The organism is Bradyrhizobium sp. P5_C11_2 (assembly GCF_054049755.1).
The window spans coordinates 1-19,046 of record NZ_JBFULT010000073.1; the positions used below are offsets into that span (position 1 = coordinate 1).

At 65.3% G+C, this 19,046-nt stretch carries 18 protein-coding genes; 7 read left to right on the forward strand and 11 right to left on the reverse strand.

Annotation, left to right across the window (positions count from 1 at the left end):
- Positions 1-378, reverse strand: a 378-nt coding sequence (locus ACXJL8_RS10505; RefSeq protein WP_456684963.1) for a septal ring lytic transglycosylase RlpA family protein, incomplete at its 3' end; no start/stop codon positions are given.
- Positions 379-1,014: 636 nt separating this feature from the next.
- Between ACXJL8_RS10505 and ACXJL8_RS10510 the strand changes: the two genes are divergently transcribed.
- From ACXJL8_RS10510 to ACXJL8_RS10535, 6 genes are all read left to right on the forward strand, one after another.
- Complete coding sequence (locus ACXJL8_RS10510) at positions 1,015-1,575, forward strand: F0F1 ATP synthase subunit delta (RefSeq protein WP_456684964.1); 561 nt, start codon at positions 1,015-1,017, stop codon at positions 1,573-1,575.
- The gene (gene atpA / locus ACXJL8_RS10515) at positions 1,575-3,104 is read left to right on the forward strand and encodes a F0F1 ATP synthase subunit alpha (protein ID WP_456620768.1); all 1,530 of its coding nucleotides are present in this window, start codon (positions 1,575-1,577) and stop codon (positions 3,102-3,104) included. Before ACXJL8_RS10510 ends, atpA begins: the two co-directional genes overlap by 1 nt.
- 151 nt (positions 3,105-3,255) lie before the next feature.
- Positions 3,256-4,131, forward strand: coding sequence for a F0F1 ATP synthase subunit gamma (locus tag ACXJL8_RS10520; RefSeq protein WP_456620767.1), 876 nt, complete (start codon positions 3,256-3,258; stop codon positions 4,129-4,131).
- Between the two features lie 54 nt (positions 4,132-4,185).
- Positions 4,186-5,628 carry a F0F1 ATP synthase subunit beta gene (atpD, locus tag ACXJL8_RS10525; RefSeq protein ID WP_456620766.1) on the forward strand — a complete coding sequence of 481 codons (1,443 nt, stop codon included), beginning with the start codon at positions 4,186-4,188 and terminating at the stop codon, positions 5,626-5,628.
- A 109-nt stretch (positions 5,629-5,737) separates the two neighbouring features.
- Positions 5,738-6,145, forward strand: coding sequence for a F0F1 ATP synthase subunit epsilon (locus ACXJL8_RS10530; RefSeq protein ID WP_456620765.1), 408 nt, complete (start codon positions 5,738-5,740; stop codon positions 6,143-6,145).
- 151 nt (positions 6,146-6,296) lie between these two features.
- Positions 6,297-7,946: an adenylate/guanylate cyclase domain-containing protein gene (locus ACXJL8_RS10535; protein WP_456684965.1), complete on the forward strand. Its 1,650-nt coding sequence runs from the start codon at positions 6,297-6,299 to the stop codon at positions 7,944-7,946.
- Between the two features lie 179 nt (positions 7,947-8,125).
- Here the strand turns inward: ACXJL8_RS10535 and ACXJL8_RS10540 are convergent, their stop codons facing one another.
- The 10 genes from ACXJL8_RS10540 to proB all read right to left on the reverse strand — a co-directional run bounded on the left by ACXJL8_RS10540 (position 8,126) and on the right by proB (position 17,947).
- Positions 8,126-8,629 (reverse strand): RNA pyrophosphohydrolase, encoded by a 504-nt coding sequence (locus tag ACXJL8_RS10540; RefSeq protein WP_456620763.1) that lies wholly within the window; start codon positions 8,627-8,629, stop codon positions 8,126-8,128.
- An 85-nt stretch (positions 8,630-8,714) separates the two neighbouring features.
- Positions 8,715-9,221 (reverse strand): RNA pyrophosphohydrolase, encoded by a 507-nt coding sequence (locus ACXJL8_RS10545; protein WP_456620762.1) that lies wholly within the window; start codon positions 9,219-9,221, stop codon positions 8,715-8,717.
- A gap of 72 nt (positions 9,222-9,293) precedes the next feature.
- Positions 9,294-10,535: a divergent polysaccharide deacetylase family protein gene (locus ACXJL8_RS10550; protein ID WP_456620761.1), complete on the reverse strand. Its 1,242-nt coding sequence runs from the start codon at positions 10,533-10,535 to the stop codon at positions 9,294-9,296.
- A 193-nt stretch (positions 10,536-10,728) separates the two neighbouring features.
- On the reverse strand, positions 10,729-12,087 hold the full coding sequence (locus ACXJL8_RS10555; protein ID WP_456620760.1) for a S41 family peptidase: 1,359 nt from the start codon (positions 12,085-12,087) through the stop codon (positions 10,729-10,731).
- Positions 12,084-13,421 (reverse strand): murein hydrolase activator EnvC family protein, encoded by a 1,338-nt coding sequence (locus ACXJL8_RS10560; protein WP_456620759.1) that lies wholly within the window; start codon positions 13,419-13,421, stop codon positions 12,084-12,086. The genes ACXJL8_RS10555 and ACXJL8_RS10560 overlap by 4 nt, the downstream gene beginning before the upstream one ends.
- Before the next feature lie 33 nt (positions 13,422-13,454).
- Entirely contained in the window at positions 13,455-13,937 is a 483-nt protein-coding gene (gene rlmH / locus ACXJL8_RS10565) for a 23S rRNA (pseudouridine(1915)-N(3))-methyltransferase RlmH (protein WP_456620758.1), read from the reverse strand.
- 95 nt (positions 13,938-14,032) lie between these two features.
- Complete coding sequence (rsfS, locus tag ACXJL8_RS10570; RefSeq protein ID WP_027523570.1) at positions 14,033-14,389, reverse strand: ribosome silencing factor; 357 nt, start codon at positions 14,387-14,389, stop codon at positions 14,033-14,035.
- A gap of 208 nt (positions 14,390-14,597) precedes the next feature.
- Positions 14,598-15,242, reverse strand: coding sequence for a nicotinate-nucleotide adenylyltransferase (locus tag ACXJL8_RS10575; protein WP_456684966.1), 645 nt, complete (start codon positions 15,240-15,242; stop codon positions 14,598-14,600).
- 18 nt (positions 15,243-15,260) lie between these two features.
- A complete protein-coding gene (locus ACXJL8_RS10580) occupies positions 15,261-16,556 on the reverse strand; it encodes a glutamate-5-semialdehyde dehydrogenase (RefSeq protein WP_456684967.1) in 1,296 nt (431 codons plus the stop codon).
- 269 nt (positions 16,557-16,825) lie between these two features.
- The gene (proB, locus tag ACXJL8_RS10585; protein WP_456623207.1) at positions 16,826-17,947 is read right to left on the reverse strand and encodes a glutamate 5-kinase; all 1,122 of its coding nucleotides are present in this window, start codon (positions 17,945-17,947) and stop codon (positions 16,826-16,828) included.
- 271 nt (positions 17,948-18,218) lie between these two features.
- On the opposite strand from proB, the gene ACXJL8_RS10590 reads away from it, so the two are divergent.
- Positions 18,219-19,046, forward strand: an 828-nt coding sequence (locus tag ACXJL8_RS10590) for a tripartite tricarboxylate transporter substrate-binding protein (RefSeq protein WP_456684968.1), incomplete at its 3' end; no start/stop codon positions are given.

The window sequence follows — 19,046 nt, forward strand, 5'->3', positions numbered from 1 at the left end:
GGTGACGATGACGCTCTGGCCGCCATGGGTGACGCGCAGCTTGGTGCCGAACGGCAGCGAACGGTGCGCCGCGGTCATGGCGTTCTGGTTGAAGCGCTGGCCCGACGCGGTGCGGCTGCCGGACTCGTTGCCGTAGAAGGAGGCCATGCCGGAGAAACTGTGCCCCGTGCCCGACGACGGCGTCATGGCCGCGTTGGCGTTGCGCCAATCCGAGCCGGTCTCGGTCTGGGCGTGGTGGCGATGATGGTGATGGTAGCGGTGATGCCTGGATTTGGCGGAAGCTTCGGTGGCAGTTCCCCCGATCAGGAGAGTTGCGGCGACAAAAGCGATCGCCGTGCGCGGCTGGGTCACATAGCCCAGCGTCTTCAGTGACAGCATTTAGTGGTCCCTAAGCTAGTATTGCCACACATGTGGCCAGTGGAGCCCCCGTAGGTTTGTGAGCGGGTTGGCGTTTCGTTGCGCAATGAGGCGTGAATTGGGCAGTAGTTCCGCTATGTGTGCGGCTGAAACATCTTGTTACCTGCGCCGATATTCAGCCGATGTTCCGTAATCTTTGTCTTTAACGATTTGTTAACTGATGGATTACTTGCGAATACTGTAGATTAAAGTCATTGCTCGGATTGTTTAGAATTAGGTAAGTATTCAGCGAGTGGTGCGGACACGGACGGTCTCACACCTCTGCGAGCTGTGTTCATGGCCGCCATGCGCTGAGGGCAGGAACGAACGGCCGGGACGGCGCGCCTCAAGCCGTGTCAATTCCGCGGCATGGCAGGTGATCGCCGATGCCTCGCGCCGTGCGACGAACTGGCGAGCAATCGCCGTGGCTTTAGTTTGGCGTCATGTTGCACGTGCGCGCCTGCTATGTTAGCAAAGCCGCGATTTTAACGAGCCCGGCACGTCCCGTGTCGGTCGTAAATCGAAGTCCCGCTTGAATTCCAAGGGCTTGGATCGCTAGGCGCCGCTTCGTGGCGACGGTTTTTCCCTTGCGAATTTGACAGCTAAAAGAGCGCGTCTGTGGCTGCAGAAGATACGTCCGTTTCAGGTGTGTCGGGTCGTTATGCAACGGCCTTGTTTGAACTGGCCCGTGACCAGAACGTGGTCGACGAGGTCAAGGCCGATCTCGAGCGGTTCGAGGGCCTGCTGAACGAAAGCGCCGATCTGAAGCGCCTCGTCCGGAGTCCGGTGTTCGCGGCCGATGCCCAGTCCAGGGCGCTCGGTGCGRTGCTGGACAAGGCCGGCATTGCCGGCATCTCAGCCAATTTCCTCAAGGTTCTGACCGCCAACCGCCGGCTGTTCGCGGTGGCTGACGTCATCCGCGCCTACCGCGCCCTCGTCGCCAAGTTCAAGGGCGAGGCAACTGCCGACGTCACCGTCGCGGAGGCGCTCTCGGACAAGAATCTCGACGCCCTCAAGGTTGCCCTGAAGTCGGTGACCGGCAAGGACGTCGCGCTCAACGTGAAAGTCGACCCCTCGATCATCGGTGGCCTCGTGGTCAAGCTTGGCAGCCGCATGATCGATAGTTCGCTTCGCACCAAACTCAATTCGATCAAGCACGCGATGAAAGAGGCAGGCTGATGGACATCCGCGCCGCGGAAATTTCCGCGATCCTGAAGGACCAGATCAAGAATTTCGGCCAGGAAGCTGAAGTCTCCGAAGTCGGACAGGTGCTGTCCGTCGGCGACGGTATCGCCCGCGTCTACGGTCTGGACAACGTCCAGGCCGGCGAAATGGTCGAGTTCGAGAACGGCACCCGCGGCATGGCGCTGAACCTCGAAACCGACAACGTCGGTATCGTGATTTTCGGCGCCGACCGCGAGATCAAGGAAGGCCAGACCGTCAAGCGCACACGCGCCATCGTGGACGCGCCGGTCGGCAAGGGCCTGCTCGGCCGCGTCGTCGACGCGCTCGGCAACCCGATCGACGGCAAGGGCCCGATCCAGGCCGACAAGCGCATGCGCGTCGACGTCAAGGCGCCCGGCATCATTCCGCGCAAGTCGGTGAACGAGCCGATGGCGACCGGCCTCAAGGCGATCGACGCCCTGATCCCGATCGGCCGCGGCCAGCGCGAGCTGATCATCGGCGACCGCCAGACCGGCAAGACCGCGATCGCGCTCGACACCATCCTCAACCAGAAGCCGCTCAACGCGCAGCCGGACGAGAACATCAAGCTGTATTGCGTCTACGTCGCGATCGGCCAGAAGCGTTCGACCGTCGCCCAGTTCGTGAAGGTGCTGGAGGAGCAGGGCGCGCTGGAATATTCGATCATCGTCGCCGCCACCGCGTCCGATCCGGCCCCGATGCAGTACATCGCGCCCTTCACCGGCTGCACCATGGGCGAGTACTTCCGCGACAACGGCATGCACGCCGTCATCATCTATGACGATCTGTCCAAGCAGGCCGTCGCCTACCGCCAGATGTCGCTGCTGCTGCGCCGCCCGCCGGGCCGCGAAGCCTATCCGGGCGACGTGTTCTACCTGCACTCCCGTCTGCTCGAGCGCGCGGCGAAGCTGAACAAGGACCAGGGCTCCGGCTCGCTGACCGCGCTGCCGGTCATCGAAACCCAGGCCAACGACGTCTCGGCCTACATTCCGACCAACGTCATCTCGATCACCGACGGCCAGATCTTCCTGGAAACCGACCTGTTCTTCCAGGGCATCCGTCCCGCCGTGAACGTCGGTCTGTCGGTGTCGCGCGTCGGCTCCTCGGCGCAGACCAAGGCCACCAAGAAGGTCGCCGGCAAGATCAAGGGCGAGCTCGCGCAGTACCGCGAAATGGCGGCGTTCGCGCAGTTCGGCTCCGACCTCGACGCCTCGACCCAGCGCCTGCTCAACCGCGGCTCGCGCCTGACCGAGCTGCTGAAGCAGCCGCAGTTCGCGCCGCTGAAGATGGAGGAGCAGGTCTGCGTGATCTGGGCCGGCACCAACGGCTATCTCGATCCGCTTCCGGTCAGCAAGGTGCGCGCGTTCGAGGACGGCCTGTTGTCGCTGCTGCGCGGCAAGAACACCGAGATCCTCAATGCGATCCGCGACAGCCGCGATCTGTCCGACGACACCGCTGCCAAGCTGAAGTCGGTGGTCGAAGGCTTCGCGAAGACCTTCGCGTAAATAAAAGGCGTCATGGCCGGGCTTGACCCGGCCATCCACGTTTAACTGCGTGGAGAAGAAGACGTGGATGCCCGGGACAAGCCCGGGCATGACGACAGAGCTAGGCTAGCGGTTTGACCGCAAGGGATCGAACCGTCGGGGTGAACGAAGAATGGCGTCACTTAAAGACATGCGCGTCCGCATCGCCTCCACCAAGGCGACGCAGAAGATCACCAAGGCCATGCAGATGGTCGCGGCCTCCAGATTGCGCCGCGCCCAGCAGGCGGCTGAGGCGGCGCGGCCCTATGCCAACAAGATGAGCGCGGTGATCTCCAATATCGCCAGCGCGGCCGCGGGCTCGCCCGGTGCGCCGGCATTGCTCGCCGGCACCGGCCGGGACCAGGTTCACCTGCTGCTGGTCTGCACCGGAGAGCGCGGCCTGTCCGGCGCCTTCAACTCCTCGATCGTGCGCTTGGCGCGCGAGCGCGCGCAGGCGCTGATGGCGCAGGGCAAGGAAGTGAAATTCTTCTGCGTCGGCCGCAAGGGTTACGAGCAGCTCCGCCGCCTGTTCGACAAGCAGATCGTCGAGCATCTCGATCTGCGCAGCGTTCGTCAGCTCGGCTTCGTCAACGCCGAGGACATCGCCAAGAAGGTGCTGGCGCGCTTCGACGCCGGCGAATTCGACGTCTGCACGCTGTTCTACTCGCAGTTCAAGTCGGTGATCGCTCAGATCCCGACCGCGCAGCAGATCATTCCGCTGACCGTGGAAGAAAAGGCGGCGAACGCGCCGTCGACGTCCTACGAATACGAGCCGGAAGAGGACGAGCTTCTCTCCGGCCTGTTGCCCCGCAATATCGCGGTGCAGATCTTCCGCGCGCTGCTGGAAAACACCGCTTCGTTCTATGGCGCGCAGATGAGCTCGATGGACAACGCCACCCGCAACGCCGGCGAAATGATCCGCAAGCAAACCCAGATCTACAACCGAACCCGTCAAGCCCAGATCACCAAGGAGCTGATCGAGATCATCTCCGGCGCCGAGGCGATCTGACGCACCAACCAGACGACGGTCGTTCAAGTCCAGAATTTCGAAGGAGAGCTATTCATGGCTACAGCAGCTAACCAGATCGGTCGCGTCACCCAGGTCATGGGCGCCGTCGTCGACGTGCAGTTCGAAGGCCACCTGCCGGCCATTCTCAACTCGCTGGAAACCAAGAACGGCAACATCCGCCTCGTGCTGGAAGTCGCCCAGCATCTCGGTGAGTCCACCGTGCGCACGATCGCGATGGACGTGACCGAAGGTCTGGTGCGCGGCCAGGAAGTGACCGACACCGGCCAGCCGATCGCGGTTCCGGTCGGCGACGGCACGCTCGGTCGCATCATGAACGTCATCGGCGAGCCGATCGACGAAGCAGGTCCCATCAAGTTCGAAGGCAAGCGCGCCATCCATCAGGAAGCGCCGAGCTATACCGACCAGTCCACCGAAGCTGAAATTCTCGTCACCGGCATCAAGGTCGTCGATCTTCTTGCTCCGTACGCGAAGGGCGGCAAGATCGGCCTGTTCGGCGGCGCCGGCGTCGGCAAGACCGTGCTGATTCAGGAACTGATCAACAACGTCGCCAAGGCGCACGGCGGTTACTCCGTGTTCGCCGGCGTCGGCGAGCGTACCCGCGAGGGCAACGATCTCTATCACGAGTTCATCGAGTCCAAGGTCAATGCCGATCCGCACAATCCGGATCCGAGCGTGAAGTCGAAGTGCGCGCTGGTGTTCGGCCAGATGAACGAGCCGCCGGGCGCGCGCGCCCGCGTCGGCCTCACCGGCTTGACCGTCGCCGAGCACTTCCGCGACCAGGGCCAGGACGTGCTGTTCTTCGTCGACAACATCTTCCGCTTCACGCAAGCCGGCTCGGAAGTGTCGGCGCTGCTCGGCCGTATTCCTTCGGCGGTGGGTTATCAGCCGACGCTCGCCACCGACATGGGCGCGCTGCAGGAGCGCATCACCACCACCCAGAAGGGCTCGATCACCTCGGTGCAGGCCATCTATGTTCCGGCCGACGACTTGACCGACCCGGCGCCCGCGACCTCGTTCGCGCATTTGGACGCCACCACCGTGCTGTCGCGCGCGATCTCGGAAAAGGGCATCTACCCCGCGGTGGACCCGCTCGACTCGACCTCGCGCATGCTCTCCCCGCTCGTCGTTGGTCAGGAGCACTATGACACCGCGCGCCAGGTCCAGCAGGTTCTGCAGCGCTACAAGTCGCTCCAGGACATCATCGCCATTCTCGGCATGGACGAACTGTCGGAAGAGGACAAGCTGACGGTGGCCCGCGCCCGCAAGATCGAGCGCTTCCTGTCGCAGCCGTTCCACGTCGCCGAAATCTTCACCGGCTCGCCCGGCAAGTTCGTCGACCTCGCGGACACCATCAAGGGCTTCCGCGGCCTCTGCGAAGGCAAGTATGACCACCTGCCGGAAGCCGCCTTCTACATGGTCGGCACCATCGAAGAGGCGGTCGAGAAGGGCAAGAAGCTGGCTGCGGAAGCGGCCTAATTCTGGGTGTCATTGCCGGGCTTGACCCGGCAATCCATCAAGTAAGAATTTTGATGGATGGACCCGCGGGTCGAGCCCGCGGGTGACAGACAAAGCAAGCGGAAACATCATGGCCACCTTCCACTTCGATCTCGTCTCGCCGGAAAAGCTCGCATTCTCGGGCGAGGTCGACCAGGTCGACGTTCCCGGCGTCGAGGGTGACTTCGGCGTGCTGGCGGGACATGCGCCGGTCGTGGCCGCGATCCGGCCGGGCATTCTCACCATCACCACCGGCGGCAAGCACGAGAAGATCATCGTGCTCGGCGGCCTCGCCGAAGTCTCCGAAAACGGCCTGACGGTGCTCGCCGACGTCGCGACCTCACTCGACGAGCTCGACCGTGCGCGGTTCGCCGAGACCATCGCCGAGATGGAAGAGAAGCTCAAGGAGCACGAGGACGGCGAGCTCGATCAAGCGATCGAACGGCTCGACCACTTCAAGAGCATCCAGCAGCAGCTCAACTCCACGGCTATGCACTAAGCCCCGGGGCACCGCTCCGGGGCTCGGATACAAGATTTCTGAATAGTTTCAGCGCTCGTCACGGCCGTGGCGGGCGCTGAAACTTTGTTGCACCGCGCCGCCGATAGCGGCATTCTCTGCCGCGCGAATTTTGTTCCGGGACGGGTCACAGATGAAACGCAAGATCGCAGCGATTTTCGCAGCCGATATTGCCGGGTATTCGAGGCTGGTCGCGGAGGACGAGGAAGAGACGCTGCGGCGTCTGGCATCCTACCGCGAGGTCGTCGACGATTTCATCGCCAAGGCGGGCGGACGAATCTTCAACACCGCCGGCGATGCCGTGCTCGCGGAATTTCCCAGCGCCGTCGACGCGGTGCGCTGCGCGATCGACATCCAGGAAAGCTTGCGAACCCGGAACATGGCCTATCCGCCGAGCCGGCAGATGTCGTTTCGCATCGGCATCACCATCGGCGACGTGGTCGAGCGCGACGGCGATCTGCTCGGCGACGGCGTCAACATCGCGGCGCGGCTCGAGGGCCTCGCCGAGGTCGGCGGCATCTGCGTCTCCCGCGCCGTGCATGAGCAGGTCGCCAACAAGCTGTCGGTGCAGTTCGCCGACATCGGCGCGCAGGAGGTCAAGAACATCCCGACGCCGGTGCATGCCTACATGGTGGCGATGCGGCGCGAGGACGGCAGCTACAACATGCCGCAGGTGAAGAAAGGCGCGGGCAAGGGCGCGCCTGCGCCGAACTGGATGTGGCCGCTGGTGGTCGGCGTCGTCTCCATCGTCGCGATCGGCGTTGGCGGCTTCCTCTATTTCACCAAGCTCGAGACCACGAGGGCACCGGCGAGCTTCGCTGCGACCGCGCCAAGTCCGGCGCCGAGCGCGGCGGCCCCCAGCCCGACGCCCACCATGGCCGCAAAGGCGCCGATGCCGGCGCAAGGCGCCATGGCTGCGGCGAACCCGGCGCCGATGCCGTCGCCGCCCGCCGTCTCAGGCGGCAAATTCCAGGCCGACATGGTGCCGTTCATCGGCGAGCGCGTGCGCGGCTKTCTCGTCAACGATTATTCCGCCGCCGGCGACTACAAGGCCTTTGCGCTCAACATCGGCGGCTTCACCGGCTCCGCGCTCAATCAGCCGAGCGAGGAAGCTGCGCGCAGTGCCGCGCTCGAGCAGTGCCAGAAGCGCGCGGATGCGTCGCAATCGCCGCGGCGCTGCGAGCTCTATGCGGTCGGCAACACCGTCGTCTATGCCCACGGCAAGCCGCCGATGCCGCCGCAACCCTGGATCCGGCATGACACCATGACCGAGCGCCCCTTCGCGTCGAAGGACTTTCCGATCGTGCGCGATCCCGCGAAACTCCGGCTCGAGAACATGTATGCGCCGGCTGCGAAATCGCGGTCGGTCGCGCTCGCCCCGGGCGGCCAGTATTTCATGGTGATGGGCGCGTCGTCCCCAGACGATTCGGCGCGCCGCTCGCTGGAATCCTGCGGGGCGATCGCCGGCGTCGCCTGCATGATCGTGGCGGCCGATGATAATTTCGTCGTGCCGATCCCGACCTTGCTCAAGATCACCGGCTTCTTCCATGCCGCAAGCAACGCGTCCATCGTCGCCGATGCGCGCGACGAGGTGGTGCGCAAGCTTGCCGACGGCATGGGCTGGAATGCGGTCGCCGTCGGCACCGCGGGCCGTCCCGGTCTCGGCCTGAAAGCCGCCGACGAGCAGAGCGCCGTCAACTCAGCGCTCGCCGATTGCGCCAGGCGCGACAGCGATTGCCACGTCATCGCGATCGGCCCGTTCACGGTGGGCCCGACGAATTAGCGCGGGATGAGACCCGACTAGCGCCCCGACATTGGTGCGTTCCCTCCCCCCTTGTGGGGGAGGCTAGGGTGCTTGCGCTCCGCCGCCGACTTCTCTCGACGCTTCAGCACCTTCGCCACAACCACCGCGCATCGCGCCAGCGGTGTCCGGCTACTGTGCATGGGGTTGTTTGCGATATTTTATGTTGCGAAGGGCGCGAACTGCTTCGCGACGGCCTGATAGACCTCGCGGCGGAACGGCACCACCAGATCGGGGACGCGGTCGAGGCGCTCCCAGCGCCACGCATCGAACTCGGCAGGCTGGTCGTTGCGCGGTGTCAGCGGGTCGATCTCGTCGTCGCGGCCGGTGAAGCGCAACGCGAACCATTTTTGACGCTGGCCGCGGAATTTCGCCAGCCGATGCGTCTGCGGTCCGTCATAGGGCGGGAACTCGTAAGTCAGCCAGTCGGTCTCGCCGAGATAGGCGGCGCTCGTGACGCTGGTCTCTTCCCAGAGCTCGCGCATCGCGGCATCGCGCAGATCCTCGCCCTCATCGACGCCGCCTTGCGGCATCTGCCAGTCGAGGCCGGGCAGGATGATCTCGGGTCCATCGCCCTTGAAGCGGTGGCCGATCAGCACACGGCCGTCGGCGTTGAACAGCGCGATCCCGACATTGGGACGGTAGGGCTTGTTGATGTTCGACATGCGGCCACTTGTTTGATCGTCATTCTCAGGTGCGCAAGCGCGCACCGTAGTTCGTGCTTCGCACGCCCCGGAATGACGGCGCAAACTATTCCTCTGCGAGCGCGGAAAATTCCTTCACGACGCGCTCATAGACCGGGCGCTTGAAGGGAATGATCAGCCCGGTCAGGTTCTTCATCGGCTCCCAGCGCCAGCTCACGAATTCGGCCTTGTGGCCGCCGCCGCCCGGCTTCTCGACATTGATCTCGCTGTCCTTGCCGGTGAAGCGCACCGCGAACCATTTCTGGCGCTGGCCGCGGTAGCGGCCCTTCCAGGCGCGGCCGGCAACGGTGCGCGGAATGTCATAGATCAGCCAGTCCGGAACTTCGCCGAGCCGCTCGACCGAACGCACGCTGGTCTCCTCATAGAGCTCGCGCTTGGCGGCTTCCCAGGTGTCCTCGCCGGGGTCGACGCCGCCTTGCGGCATCTGCCAGACATGGGTGTCGTCGACATGCTCGATGCCGCCGGCGCGGCGGCCGATGAACACCAGTCCCTTCGTATTGATCAGCATCACGCCGACGCAGGTTCGGTAGGGCAGATCCTCGTAACGCGCCATTCCGCCAAACCTTTCGTGCTGATGGCGGGCACGTCGGCCCCCCGGGGACCCGTGCCGTACCAATCCGTTGATTTAGCTGGATTTTGATTTCAGCATCGCGGTTGTCAATGGCACCAAGAGGATGCCCCGCTCGCTCAATGTCTTGGTCCAGGCGCCGATCCGCTCGATTGAGACCGGCAGGGCAGAGGCGGTTCCGACCGCCGCGCCGCGCTCGCGCGCCGCCGCTTCGAGCTTGTTCAGGGCGCGGTCGATCTCGGCCGGGGTCGGCACCACGTCGATGGCGATGTCACCCTTGCCGAACGGCATCGCCTGGCTTGCGGCGGCCTGGGGCGCGATGCTGCGGGGTGAGGAGCCGTCGTCGAAGAAGCCGAGCCCGCGCTTGGCCGCCTCGCGGATGATCGGCTGCATCGCCGCATCGGTCGCCACGAAACGGGCGCCCATGAAATTGGTGATGCCGGCATAGCCCTGCATCCGGCTCAGATGCCAGTACAGGCGGTCCATGTTCTGGTCGCTGCTCAGCGACGTCARCAGCGTCTGCGGCCCTGGATCGTTGTCGGGGAAATCGTACGGCTCCATCGGGATCTGGAGGAAGATCTCGTGACGCTGGGCGCGGGCCCGCTCGGCGAGTTTTCCTGGATCTGAACCATAAGGCGTGAAGGCCAGCGTCACTGCCGGCGGCAGCTTCATGATCGCGTCGGTGGTCTTGGCGGCACCGACGCCGAGGCCGCCGATCACGATCGCGACCACCGGCATCTTGGCGGCCTTGGCGCGGTCGGCATCCGCGGCATAGACGTTGAACGGCTTCAGCCCGTCGGCGACCACGGGAATCATGCCGTAGCGCGATTTCTCCAGCAGCTTCGAGTCGACCCCGGCCATGACGGGCGGCACGGCTGCGGCCGCCTCGCCCTTGCCGGCGGCGTCGCCGCCGCCGATCACCACGTCGTGGCGCGCGCCGCTGGAGCCGTCGATGATGGTGACGGTCTTCTGCTCGCCGGAGGCGGCCTGTTTCGGCGCCTCCCTGGTCTCCTGCTTGCTGTCCTGGCCGTGTTCTTGGCCGCGTTCTTGGCTATGGCCGGCCGCCGCCGGTGCCGGCTTCTCGTCCGTGGCCTTCGGCTCGCGAATCGCGAGCCGGGTCATTGGCTCGCCGCCGAGCGGGTCCTTGTTGAGGATGGCGAAGCCGGCAAAGGTCACCAGGAACAGGCCGAGCAGCACGGCCAGGAGTTGCATGGCCGTGAACGGCAGCCGCAGCCGCCGTTTGCGGCGCGGCTTATCCTGTCCGAGCGGGGCGCTCAGATCATCGGCCGTTTCAGTCATGCGCGATCCCGAATCACTCGGGCCGACGATACCACGCCGAGGTCAAGCGGCGGCAGGCCGGGATAGGCCGGGGGCGGTCCGGAGCCTCCAAGCAAAAAGGGCGGCTTCGGGAAGCCGCCCTTTCGATGGATCGCGTGGTGCCAAGACGACTTGGCTCAAGACGACTTGGCTCAAGACGACTTGGCTTGAGGCCTTAGTTTGCCGCTTTGGGCTTGTCGGTCGTGCCCTTGTTGTCGCCGCCCGGCGTCGGCGCCGCGGAGGCGCTGTTCTTGATGCCGTGAAGCAGGTCGTCGGCCATCTTGAGCGCCTTGTCGTCCTTGGCGTCCGGYGGGACGTAGGACTGCGAGCCGGTCTTCTCGTCGCCGTCGTTCTTGAGATGGCCGCGCAGCGAAGCCTCGCCCTTGGTGTCGGTGCGCGACTTCAGCTCGTCCGGCACGTCCTGAAGCACTTCGATGTCGGGCACGATGCCCTTGGCCTGGATCGACTTGCCCGACGGCGTGTAGTAGCGCGCCGTGGTCAGCCGCAGCGCGCCATTGCCCGAGCCGAGCGGAATGATGGTCTGCACCGAACCCTTGCCGAACGAACGCGTGCCGACAATGGTCGCGCGCTTGTGGTCCTGCAGTGCGCCGGCGACGATTTCCGACGCCGAGGCCGAGCCGCCGTTGACCAGCACGATCACCGGCTTGCCCTTGGTCAGGTCACCCGCATGCGCGGTGCGGCGCTGCGTCTCCTCGGCATTGCGGCCGCGGGTCGAGACGATCTCGCCCTTCTCCAGGAAGGAATCGGAGACGGTGACGGCCTCCTCGAGCAGGCCGCCCGGATTGTTGCGGAGGTCGATGATGTAGCCCTTGAGCTTGTCGCCGATCTGATTCGAGAGGTTGGCAACCTCGCGCTTCAGGCCTTCGGTGGTCTGCTCGTTGAAGGTGGTGATGCGGATATAGGCGATGTCGTCGGCTTCGATGCGCGCGCGCACCGAGCGGACGCGGATGTTGTCGCGCACCAGCGTGACGTCGATCGGATTGTCCTGGCCCTTGCGGATGATCTTGAGCTTGATCTTGGTGTTGACCGGCCCGCGCATCTTCTCGACCGCCTGGTTCAGGGTCAGGCCCTGCACCGCCTCTTCGTCGAGATTGGTGATGATGTCGTTGGCCATGATGCCGGCGCGCGAGGCCGGCGTATCGTCGATCGGCGAGACCACCTTGATCAGGCCGTCTTCCATCGTGACCTCGATGCCGAGGCCGCCGAACTCACCGCGAGTCTGGACCTGCATGTCGCGGAAGCTCTTGGCGTCCATGTAGCTCGAATGCGGGTCGAGACCGGTGAGCATGCCGCTGATGGCGGATTCGATCAGCTTGGTGTCGTCGGGCTTCTCGACATAGTCGGAGCGAACGCGTTCGAAGACGTCGCCGAACAGATTGAGCTGGCGATAGGTGTCCGCGGTCGCGGCCCGTGCGCTCGAGCCCATGAACACCGCGCGCGGCTGGGTCACGAACAGCGTCAGCGCCGCACCGGTGGCCGCGCTGAGGAGGATAACTGAAGTCTTGCGCATCATCCGCGAACCTTCTCGCCTTCATTTGCGGCCCACCATGGGCCTGGATCGATAGGAGTGCCGTCTTTGCGGAACTCGACATACAACACAGGTTGACTCGCGTTCGTGGCGAGAATGGAGGCGACTTGAGAGGTCGACCCCATGGTCGCGACAGGCTCCCCCGTGAGCACAAACTGTCCGATGTTTACCGAAATGCGCTCCATCCCGGCGATCAAGACATGATACCCGCCCCCGGCATTAAGGATCAAGAGTTGTCCATAGCTGCGGAACGGGCCGGAATAGACCACCCAGCCGTCACACGGCGTTGTGACCTGGGAGCCGGGCCGGGTTGCCAGGGAAATGCCCTTCTGGACCCCGCCGACCCCGTCGGAACCGCCAAAGTCCCTGATCTTGTTACCGTTAACCGGAAGCGGCAGCAGCCCCTTGGCCGACGCGAACAGGATCGCCGGGCTGGTCCGGGACCGGTCCTTGAAAGCGGCAGGACCGGGCTTTGCGTTGGCGTTGGCGCTGGCAGCCGCCTTTGCCTCGGCCTGCTTTGCGGCCTCGGCCGCCTTCTCAGCCGCCTTGGCGGCGCTTTGCAGATCCTGCTCCATCTTGGCGATCAGCCCCTGGAGATCGCCGACCTGCCTGGAGAGCACGATGGCGCGCGAATTCTCGGCGTCGAGATCCTTTTCGCGCGACGCCTGCTGGCGTTGCCGCTCGTCGACCAGGGCGGTGAGCCGGGTCTGGTCGTTGCGGACCTTGTCGCGGTCCGAGGCGAGAAGGTCGCGCTCGGCGGCGATGTTCTTGCGTAAGGCCACGAGCTCGCCGAGCTCGCTTGCGATCTTCTCGGCCCGGCCGCGCAAGTCCGGCACCACGGCGCCGAGCAGCATGGCGGTGCGCAGCGATTGCAGCGCATCCTCGGGGCGCACCAGCAGCGCAGGCGGCGTGCGCCGGCCGGCGCGCTGCAAGGCCGCCAGCACCTCGACGATGTCGGCGCGGCGCGAATCGAGCGAGGCGCGCATCGCCTGCTCGCGGCCGTTCAGCGTCTTCAGCCGCGCTTCGGCTTCCTCGATCTTGGTCTCGACGGCGCGCACATTGGCCGCGGTATCGATCAGCTGCTGATTGAGCTGGCTACGGTCCTGTCCGAGCGAGGTGATCTCGGCCTTGAGCTTGGCCTGGGCTTCCTCCGCGCTCTTCTGCTTCGCGCGCGCGGCCTCCAGCTCCTGCTCGCGCTGCTTGATCGCATCGGGCGAGATCGCCGCGGTCTGCGGTGGCGGCGCCGCCGTCTGAGCTTGCGCGAGGCTTGCGCCGGCGAGCATTGCGATCAGCAGCAGGTTGGGAATCGGCGCTCGCATCGCTTTACGCAAAGGTGCTCGTTGTGGCGCGCATCACGCGCGGTGATAGGGGTGGCCGGCCAGAATGGTGGCGGCCCGATAAAGCTGTTCCAGAAGCATGACGCGGACCATTTGATGCGGCCAGGTCGCAGAGCCGAACGCGATCGCGAGCTTGGCCTTACGGCGCAATTCGGGCGAAAGTCCGTCCGCCCCTCCGATCACGAAGATAGTATGACCGGCGCCCTCGTCGCGCCAGCGCCCGAGGTGCCGTGCGAATACGGTGGAATCGAGATTCTGGCCGCGCTCGTCCAGCGCCACCAGGATCGATTTCTCCGGAATATGCGCACTGATCGCCGCGGCCTCTTCGGCCATCCGCGTCGGTGCGTCGCGCGCGCGGCTTTCGGGAATTTCGTGGACGGTGAGCTCGCGGAATCCGAGCTTGCGGCCGGCCTCGTCGAACCGCTCGAAATAGCGGTCGGCAAGCTCCCGTTCGGGGCCCTGCTTCAGCCGGCCCACCGCAATGACAGCAACACGCATGTGTTCAGAGTCGTGTTTTCAAGACCGCGCGCATCTCGCGCGCGCACGACGCTAGCATGCGCGTCAGCCGATTCGAAATCGGCTCTTTCAGGCCTCTAGATCGCCTTCGCCGCCCCTGGGCCCTGCGTGTACAATCTCTCGAGATTGTAGAACTCACGGACCTCGGGTCTGAACACGTGCACGATCACATCGCCGGAATCGATCAGCACCCAGTCGCAATTGGGCAAGCCCTCGACATGGATGTTCTTGATGCCGGTTTCCTTGAGGCTCTTCGTGACGTTTTCCGCGATCGCGCCAACGTGCCGGTTGGCCCGGCCCGTGGTGACGATCATGTAGTCGGAGTACGCCGATTTGCCGCGAAGGTCGATGGTGACCGTCTCTTCCGCCTTCATATCCTCGAGGCGGGAGAGGATCAGGCTCAGCGTCTTGTCGGCGTCGGGTTGCGCCTTCAAGGCCGCAGCTTTGGTCGATGTTTTACGCGCCGGTTTCGCTACCTTGGGTAAAACAGACTTGGACAATACAGACGTGGTCAGGGACCATTCCTTTCACTGTATCGCGAACACCGAATCCAGTGCTCACCGGTTACACTACATCATGTGGGGTTAAGGGTTTCAATATGCCAGAGAGCCCGAAGTCCACACCACCTCCGCACAGTCTGACTCACTTCGTACCTTTCCAGCTCCCGTCCGGGTTCCGCAGGCGGGTTGAGGAGAGGTTCAGCTTCAACCCCGTGAGGAAGACCCAGGCCGGCGCCGGCCGGTCCGCAAGCCTGGTTGCCTCATTCTCGGGCAGGCGGTAGCGGGCTAGCGCCTGGGCGGCGGGAGAGGCGAGGGCGCGAAAGCTCTGCGGCGGGCGATCGATGACCGCGATCGGCACCTGGTCGGCGATGCGCCGCCAGTGCTGCCAACGATGGAATTGAGCGAGGTTATCGGCGCCCATAATCCAGACAAAGCGCAAGCCCGAGAGGCGGCGGCGCAAGGTGTTGATGGTGTCGATAGTGTAGCGCGTACGGATGACGGATTCGAGACAGCTCACCTCGATCCGGGGATCGTTGGCGACGTCGCGCGCGGCCTGCATGCGCTCGCCGAGCGCGTGCAGCGCGCCGTTCTCCTTCAGCGGATTGCCCGGCGTCACCAGCCACCACACCCGGTCGAGCTGCAATCGCTTCAGCGCGAACTGGCTGATGGCACGATGGGCCTGATGTGGCGGATTGAACGAGCCGCCGAGCAGGCCGATGCGCATGCCCTCGGTGTAGGGCGGGATGGTCTGCGCCACGAAGCGCGGCGCGACGAATTTGTTGCTCAATGCCCGCGCCTCGCGACGTTACGGCCGCGTCTGCCCGGTGCCGTGGACGCGATACTTGAAGCTCGTCAATTGTTCTGCGCCGACCGGACCGCGGGCGTGGAATCTGCCGGTGGCGATGCCGATCTCGGCGCCGAAACCGAACTCGCCGCCATCGGCGAACTGCGTCGAGGCGTTGTGCAGCACGATCGCGGAATCGACCTCGCTCAGGAATTTCTTCGCGGCAGCGTCATTCTCGCTCACGATCGCATCGGTGTGATGCGAGCCGTGGTTCTGAATGTGCGCAATCGCGCCGTCGACGCCGTCGACCACCTTCGCCGCGATGATCGCGTCGAGATATTCGGTGTCCCAATCGTCCTCGCTCGCGGGCTTCACACGCGCATCTGTCTTCTGCACGGCGTCGTCGCCGCGCACTTCGCAGCCGGCGTCGATCAGCATCTCGACCAGCGGCTTCAGGCTGTTCGCAGCAGCGGCGCGATCGACCAGCAGCGTCTCGGCCGCGCCGCAGACGCCGGTGCGCCGCATCTTGGCGTTGAGCACGATCGACTTCGCCATGGCGAGGTCGGCGCTGGCATCGACATAGACGTGGTTGACGCCTTCGAGATGCGCGAACACCGGCACGCGCGCTTCCTGCTCGACGCGCGCGACCAGGCTCTTGCCGCCGCGCGGCACGATCACGTCGACGGCGCCGTTCAGTCCCGACAACATCATGCCGACCGCTGCCCGGTCGCGCGTCGGCACCAGCGTGATCGCAGCTTCGGGCAGGCCCGCCTCGCGCAGGCCCTGCACCAGGCATTGATGGATCGCGCGGCAGGAACGGAAACTGTCGGAGCCGCCGCGCAGGATCACGGCATTGCCGGATTTCAGGCACAGCACGCCGGCATCCGCCGCAACGTTCGRCCGGCTCTCGAAGATCACGCCGACGACGCCGAGCGGCACGCGAACGCGCTCGATGGTCATGCCGTTCGGTCGCTGCCAGCTCTCGGTGACGATTCCGACCGGATCGGCGATGCCGCGCACGATGCCGATGCCCTCGGCCATCGCCTCGACGCGCGCGGGCGTCAGCGTCAAACGGTCGATGAAGGACGCGGTCATGTTGCTCGAGGCGCGGGCCTCGGCGACGTCCTCGGCATTGGCGGCGAGGATGGCGGCGGCATGCTCTCGGATCGCCCGCTCCATGGCTTCCAGCGCCCGGTTCTTCTGCTCCGGCGGCGCCAGCGCCAGCACGCGCGCGGCAGCGCGGGCACGGCTGGCGAGATCGGACATCAGCGCCTGGAGATCGGCATTGCCGTCGAGGGCTTTGAGGGGGGCGGCCATAGCGGTTTCAACCTTCTGCTAAGGCGGTGTCCTAGCACGGAAATCCCGCTTTTGCGAAGGGCGGGGAGGGTATGGCTGGTCTCCCGGCGGCGTGCGGACTAGGTCATTGGCCGAGCCGCGACGTCATGGCCGGGCTCACCATGTTTCCCTTGGGCGTCATTCCGGGGCGGTGCGTCAGCACCGAACCCGGAATCTCGAGATTCCCCGAAGCGCAATTGCGCTCGGAGGTCTGGTCCCTCGGACCATCCCGGAATGACGGAGCAAAGGGTTTACCCGCCCACCACCAGATCGTCGCGGTGGATCATCTCGGCGCGGCCGCTGATGCCGAGGATGGCCATGACGTCCGGGGAGGAGCGGCCCTTGATCCGCTCGGCGTCCTCGGCGTCGTAGGCGATCAGGCCGCGGCCGATCTCGCTGGCGTCGGGGCCGCGCACGATCACGGCATCACCGCGGGCGAACTGGCCCTCGACCTTGATCACGCCCGCCGGCAACAGGCTGGCGCCGGCGCGCAGTGCCGCGACCGCGCCGGCATCGATGGTCAGCGTGCCCTTTGACTCCAGCGAGCCTGCGATCCAGCGCTTTCGCGACGTGATGGGATTGGCCGGCGTCAGAAACCAGGTGCAGCGGCCGCCATCGGCGATCGCCTGCAGCGGATGCTCGATCTTGCCGGAGGCGATCAGCATATGCGTTCCGCCGGTGGTGGCGATCTTGGCTGCCTCGACCTTGGTGCGCATGCCGCCGCGCGACAGCTCAGACTCGGCATCGCCTGCCACAGCTTCGATCTCCGAAGAGATGCTGTCGACCACGGGAATGAGTTTTGCGTTCGGATTGTTCTTCGGCGGGGCGTCGTAGAGCCCGTCGATGTCGGAGAGCAGCACCAGCAGGTCGGCGCTCGCCATGGTGGCGACGCGCGCGGCGAGCCGGTCATTGTCGCCGTAGCGAATCTCGTTGGTGGCGACCGTGTCGTTCTCGTTGATCACGGGGATCGCGCGCCACTCCAGCAGCTTGCCGATGGTGGAGCGGGCATTGAGGTAACGGCGGCGCTCCTCGGTGTCCTGGAGCGTGACCAGGATCTGGCCGGCGCCGATGCCGTGCGCGCCGAGCACCTCCGACCAGATCCGCGCCAGCGCGATCTGGCCGACGGCGGCCGCGGCCTGGCTCTCCTCGAGCTTCAGCGGGCCGCGCGGCAGCTTGAGCCGGCTGCGGCCGAGCGCGATCGAGCCGGAGGAGACCACGAGCACGTCGCGACCCTCGCGATGCAGCTTGGCCATGTCGTCGGCGAGCGCGGCGAGCCAGGATGCGCGCACCTCGCCCTTGTCGGAATCGACCAGCAGCGCGGAGCCGACCTTGACGACGATGCGGCGGAATTGACTGAGTTCGGGGCTGGCCATGGCGCGTTGCTGCGAATTGCTCTGCTTCGAAAGGCGGCGGAGCGCGACAGGCGGCGCCGATAAGGCCTGCTTTTGCAGCAGGACGATGGCCGGCGCAAGGCGGCAGGCCCGGTAAACGGCGGCAAGGCTTGTCTTGGGCGTCCGCCCGGTTCTAATGCCGGCAACCAAAACGGGCTGAAAGAGGAAACGAATGGATCGCCGCAAATTCATGGCTGGATGTCTGGGGCTGCCGCTAGTCGCACAGGTGGGCGGGGCGCAAGCGCAGGCCGGATTGACAAAAATCATCTTTCCGTTCGCGGCGGGCGCAGGCGGCGACACGCTGTGCCGGCTGATTGCGCAAGAGATGGCGCCGGCGTTGCAACGGACCATCGTGGTCGAGAACCGCACCGGCGGCGATGGCCTGATCGGCATCAAGGCGGTCAGGGGTGGCAGCCCCGACGGCAGCCTGGTGCTGGTGACGACCGGTCCCACCATGTACCTGCTGCCGATGGTGGAGACGATTCCGAGCTTCGACACGGCGAAGGATTTCATGCCGGTGTCGCTGCTGGCGCGGTTCGAATTCGCCGTTGTGATTGGCCCGGCGGTCGATGCTGCCGATTTCAAGGCGTTCGTGGCCTGGCTGAAGGCACATCCCGACAAGGCGACGTTCGGGGTGCCGAGCAACGGCACCATTCCGCATTTCATGGGCTCGAAGCTGGAGAAGGACCTCGGCATTCCCTTGACCCGCGTGCCCTATCGCGGCAGCGCGCCGATCCTCAATGATCTCGTCGGCGGTCATCTGTCGTTCGGCATCGTGACATTGGCCGATGCGCTGCCGCAGCACCGCGCCAAGGGCGTGAAGATCATCGCGGCCTCGAGCGCGGAACGTTCGCCGTTCGCTCCGGAAGTCCCGACGCTGAGGGAGAGCGGCATCGATCTCGTCGCGGACGCCTGGTACGGCATGTGGCTTCCCGCCGGCAGTCCGCCCGAGCTTGCGACCAAGCTCGGCGCGGCCGCGAGCGCCGCGCTCGCCAAGCCCGAGGTGAAGGAGAAGCTGACAGCGATCGGCCTGATCCCGGTCGGCAGCAATGCGGACGGGCTGACCCAGGAGCTCGCCGCA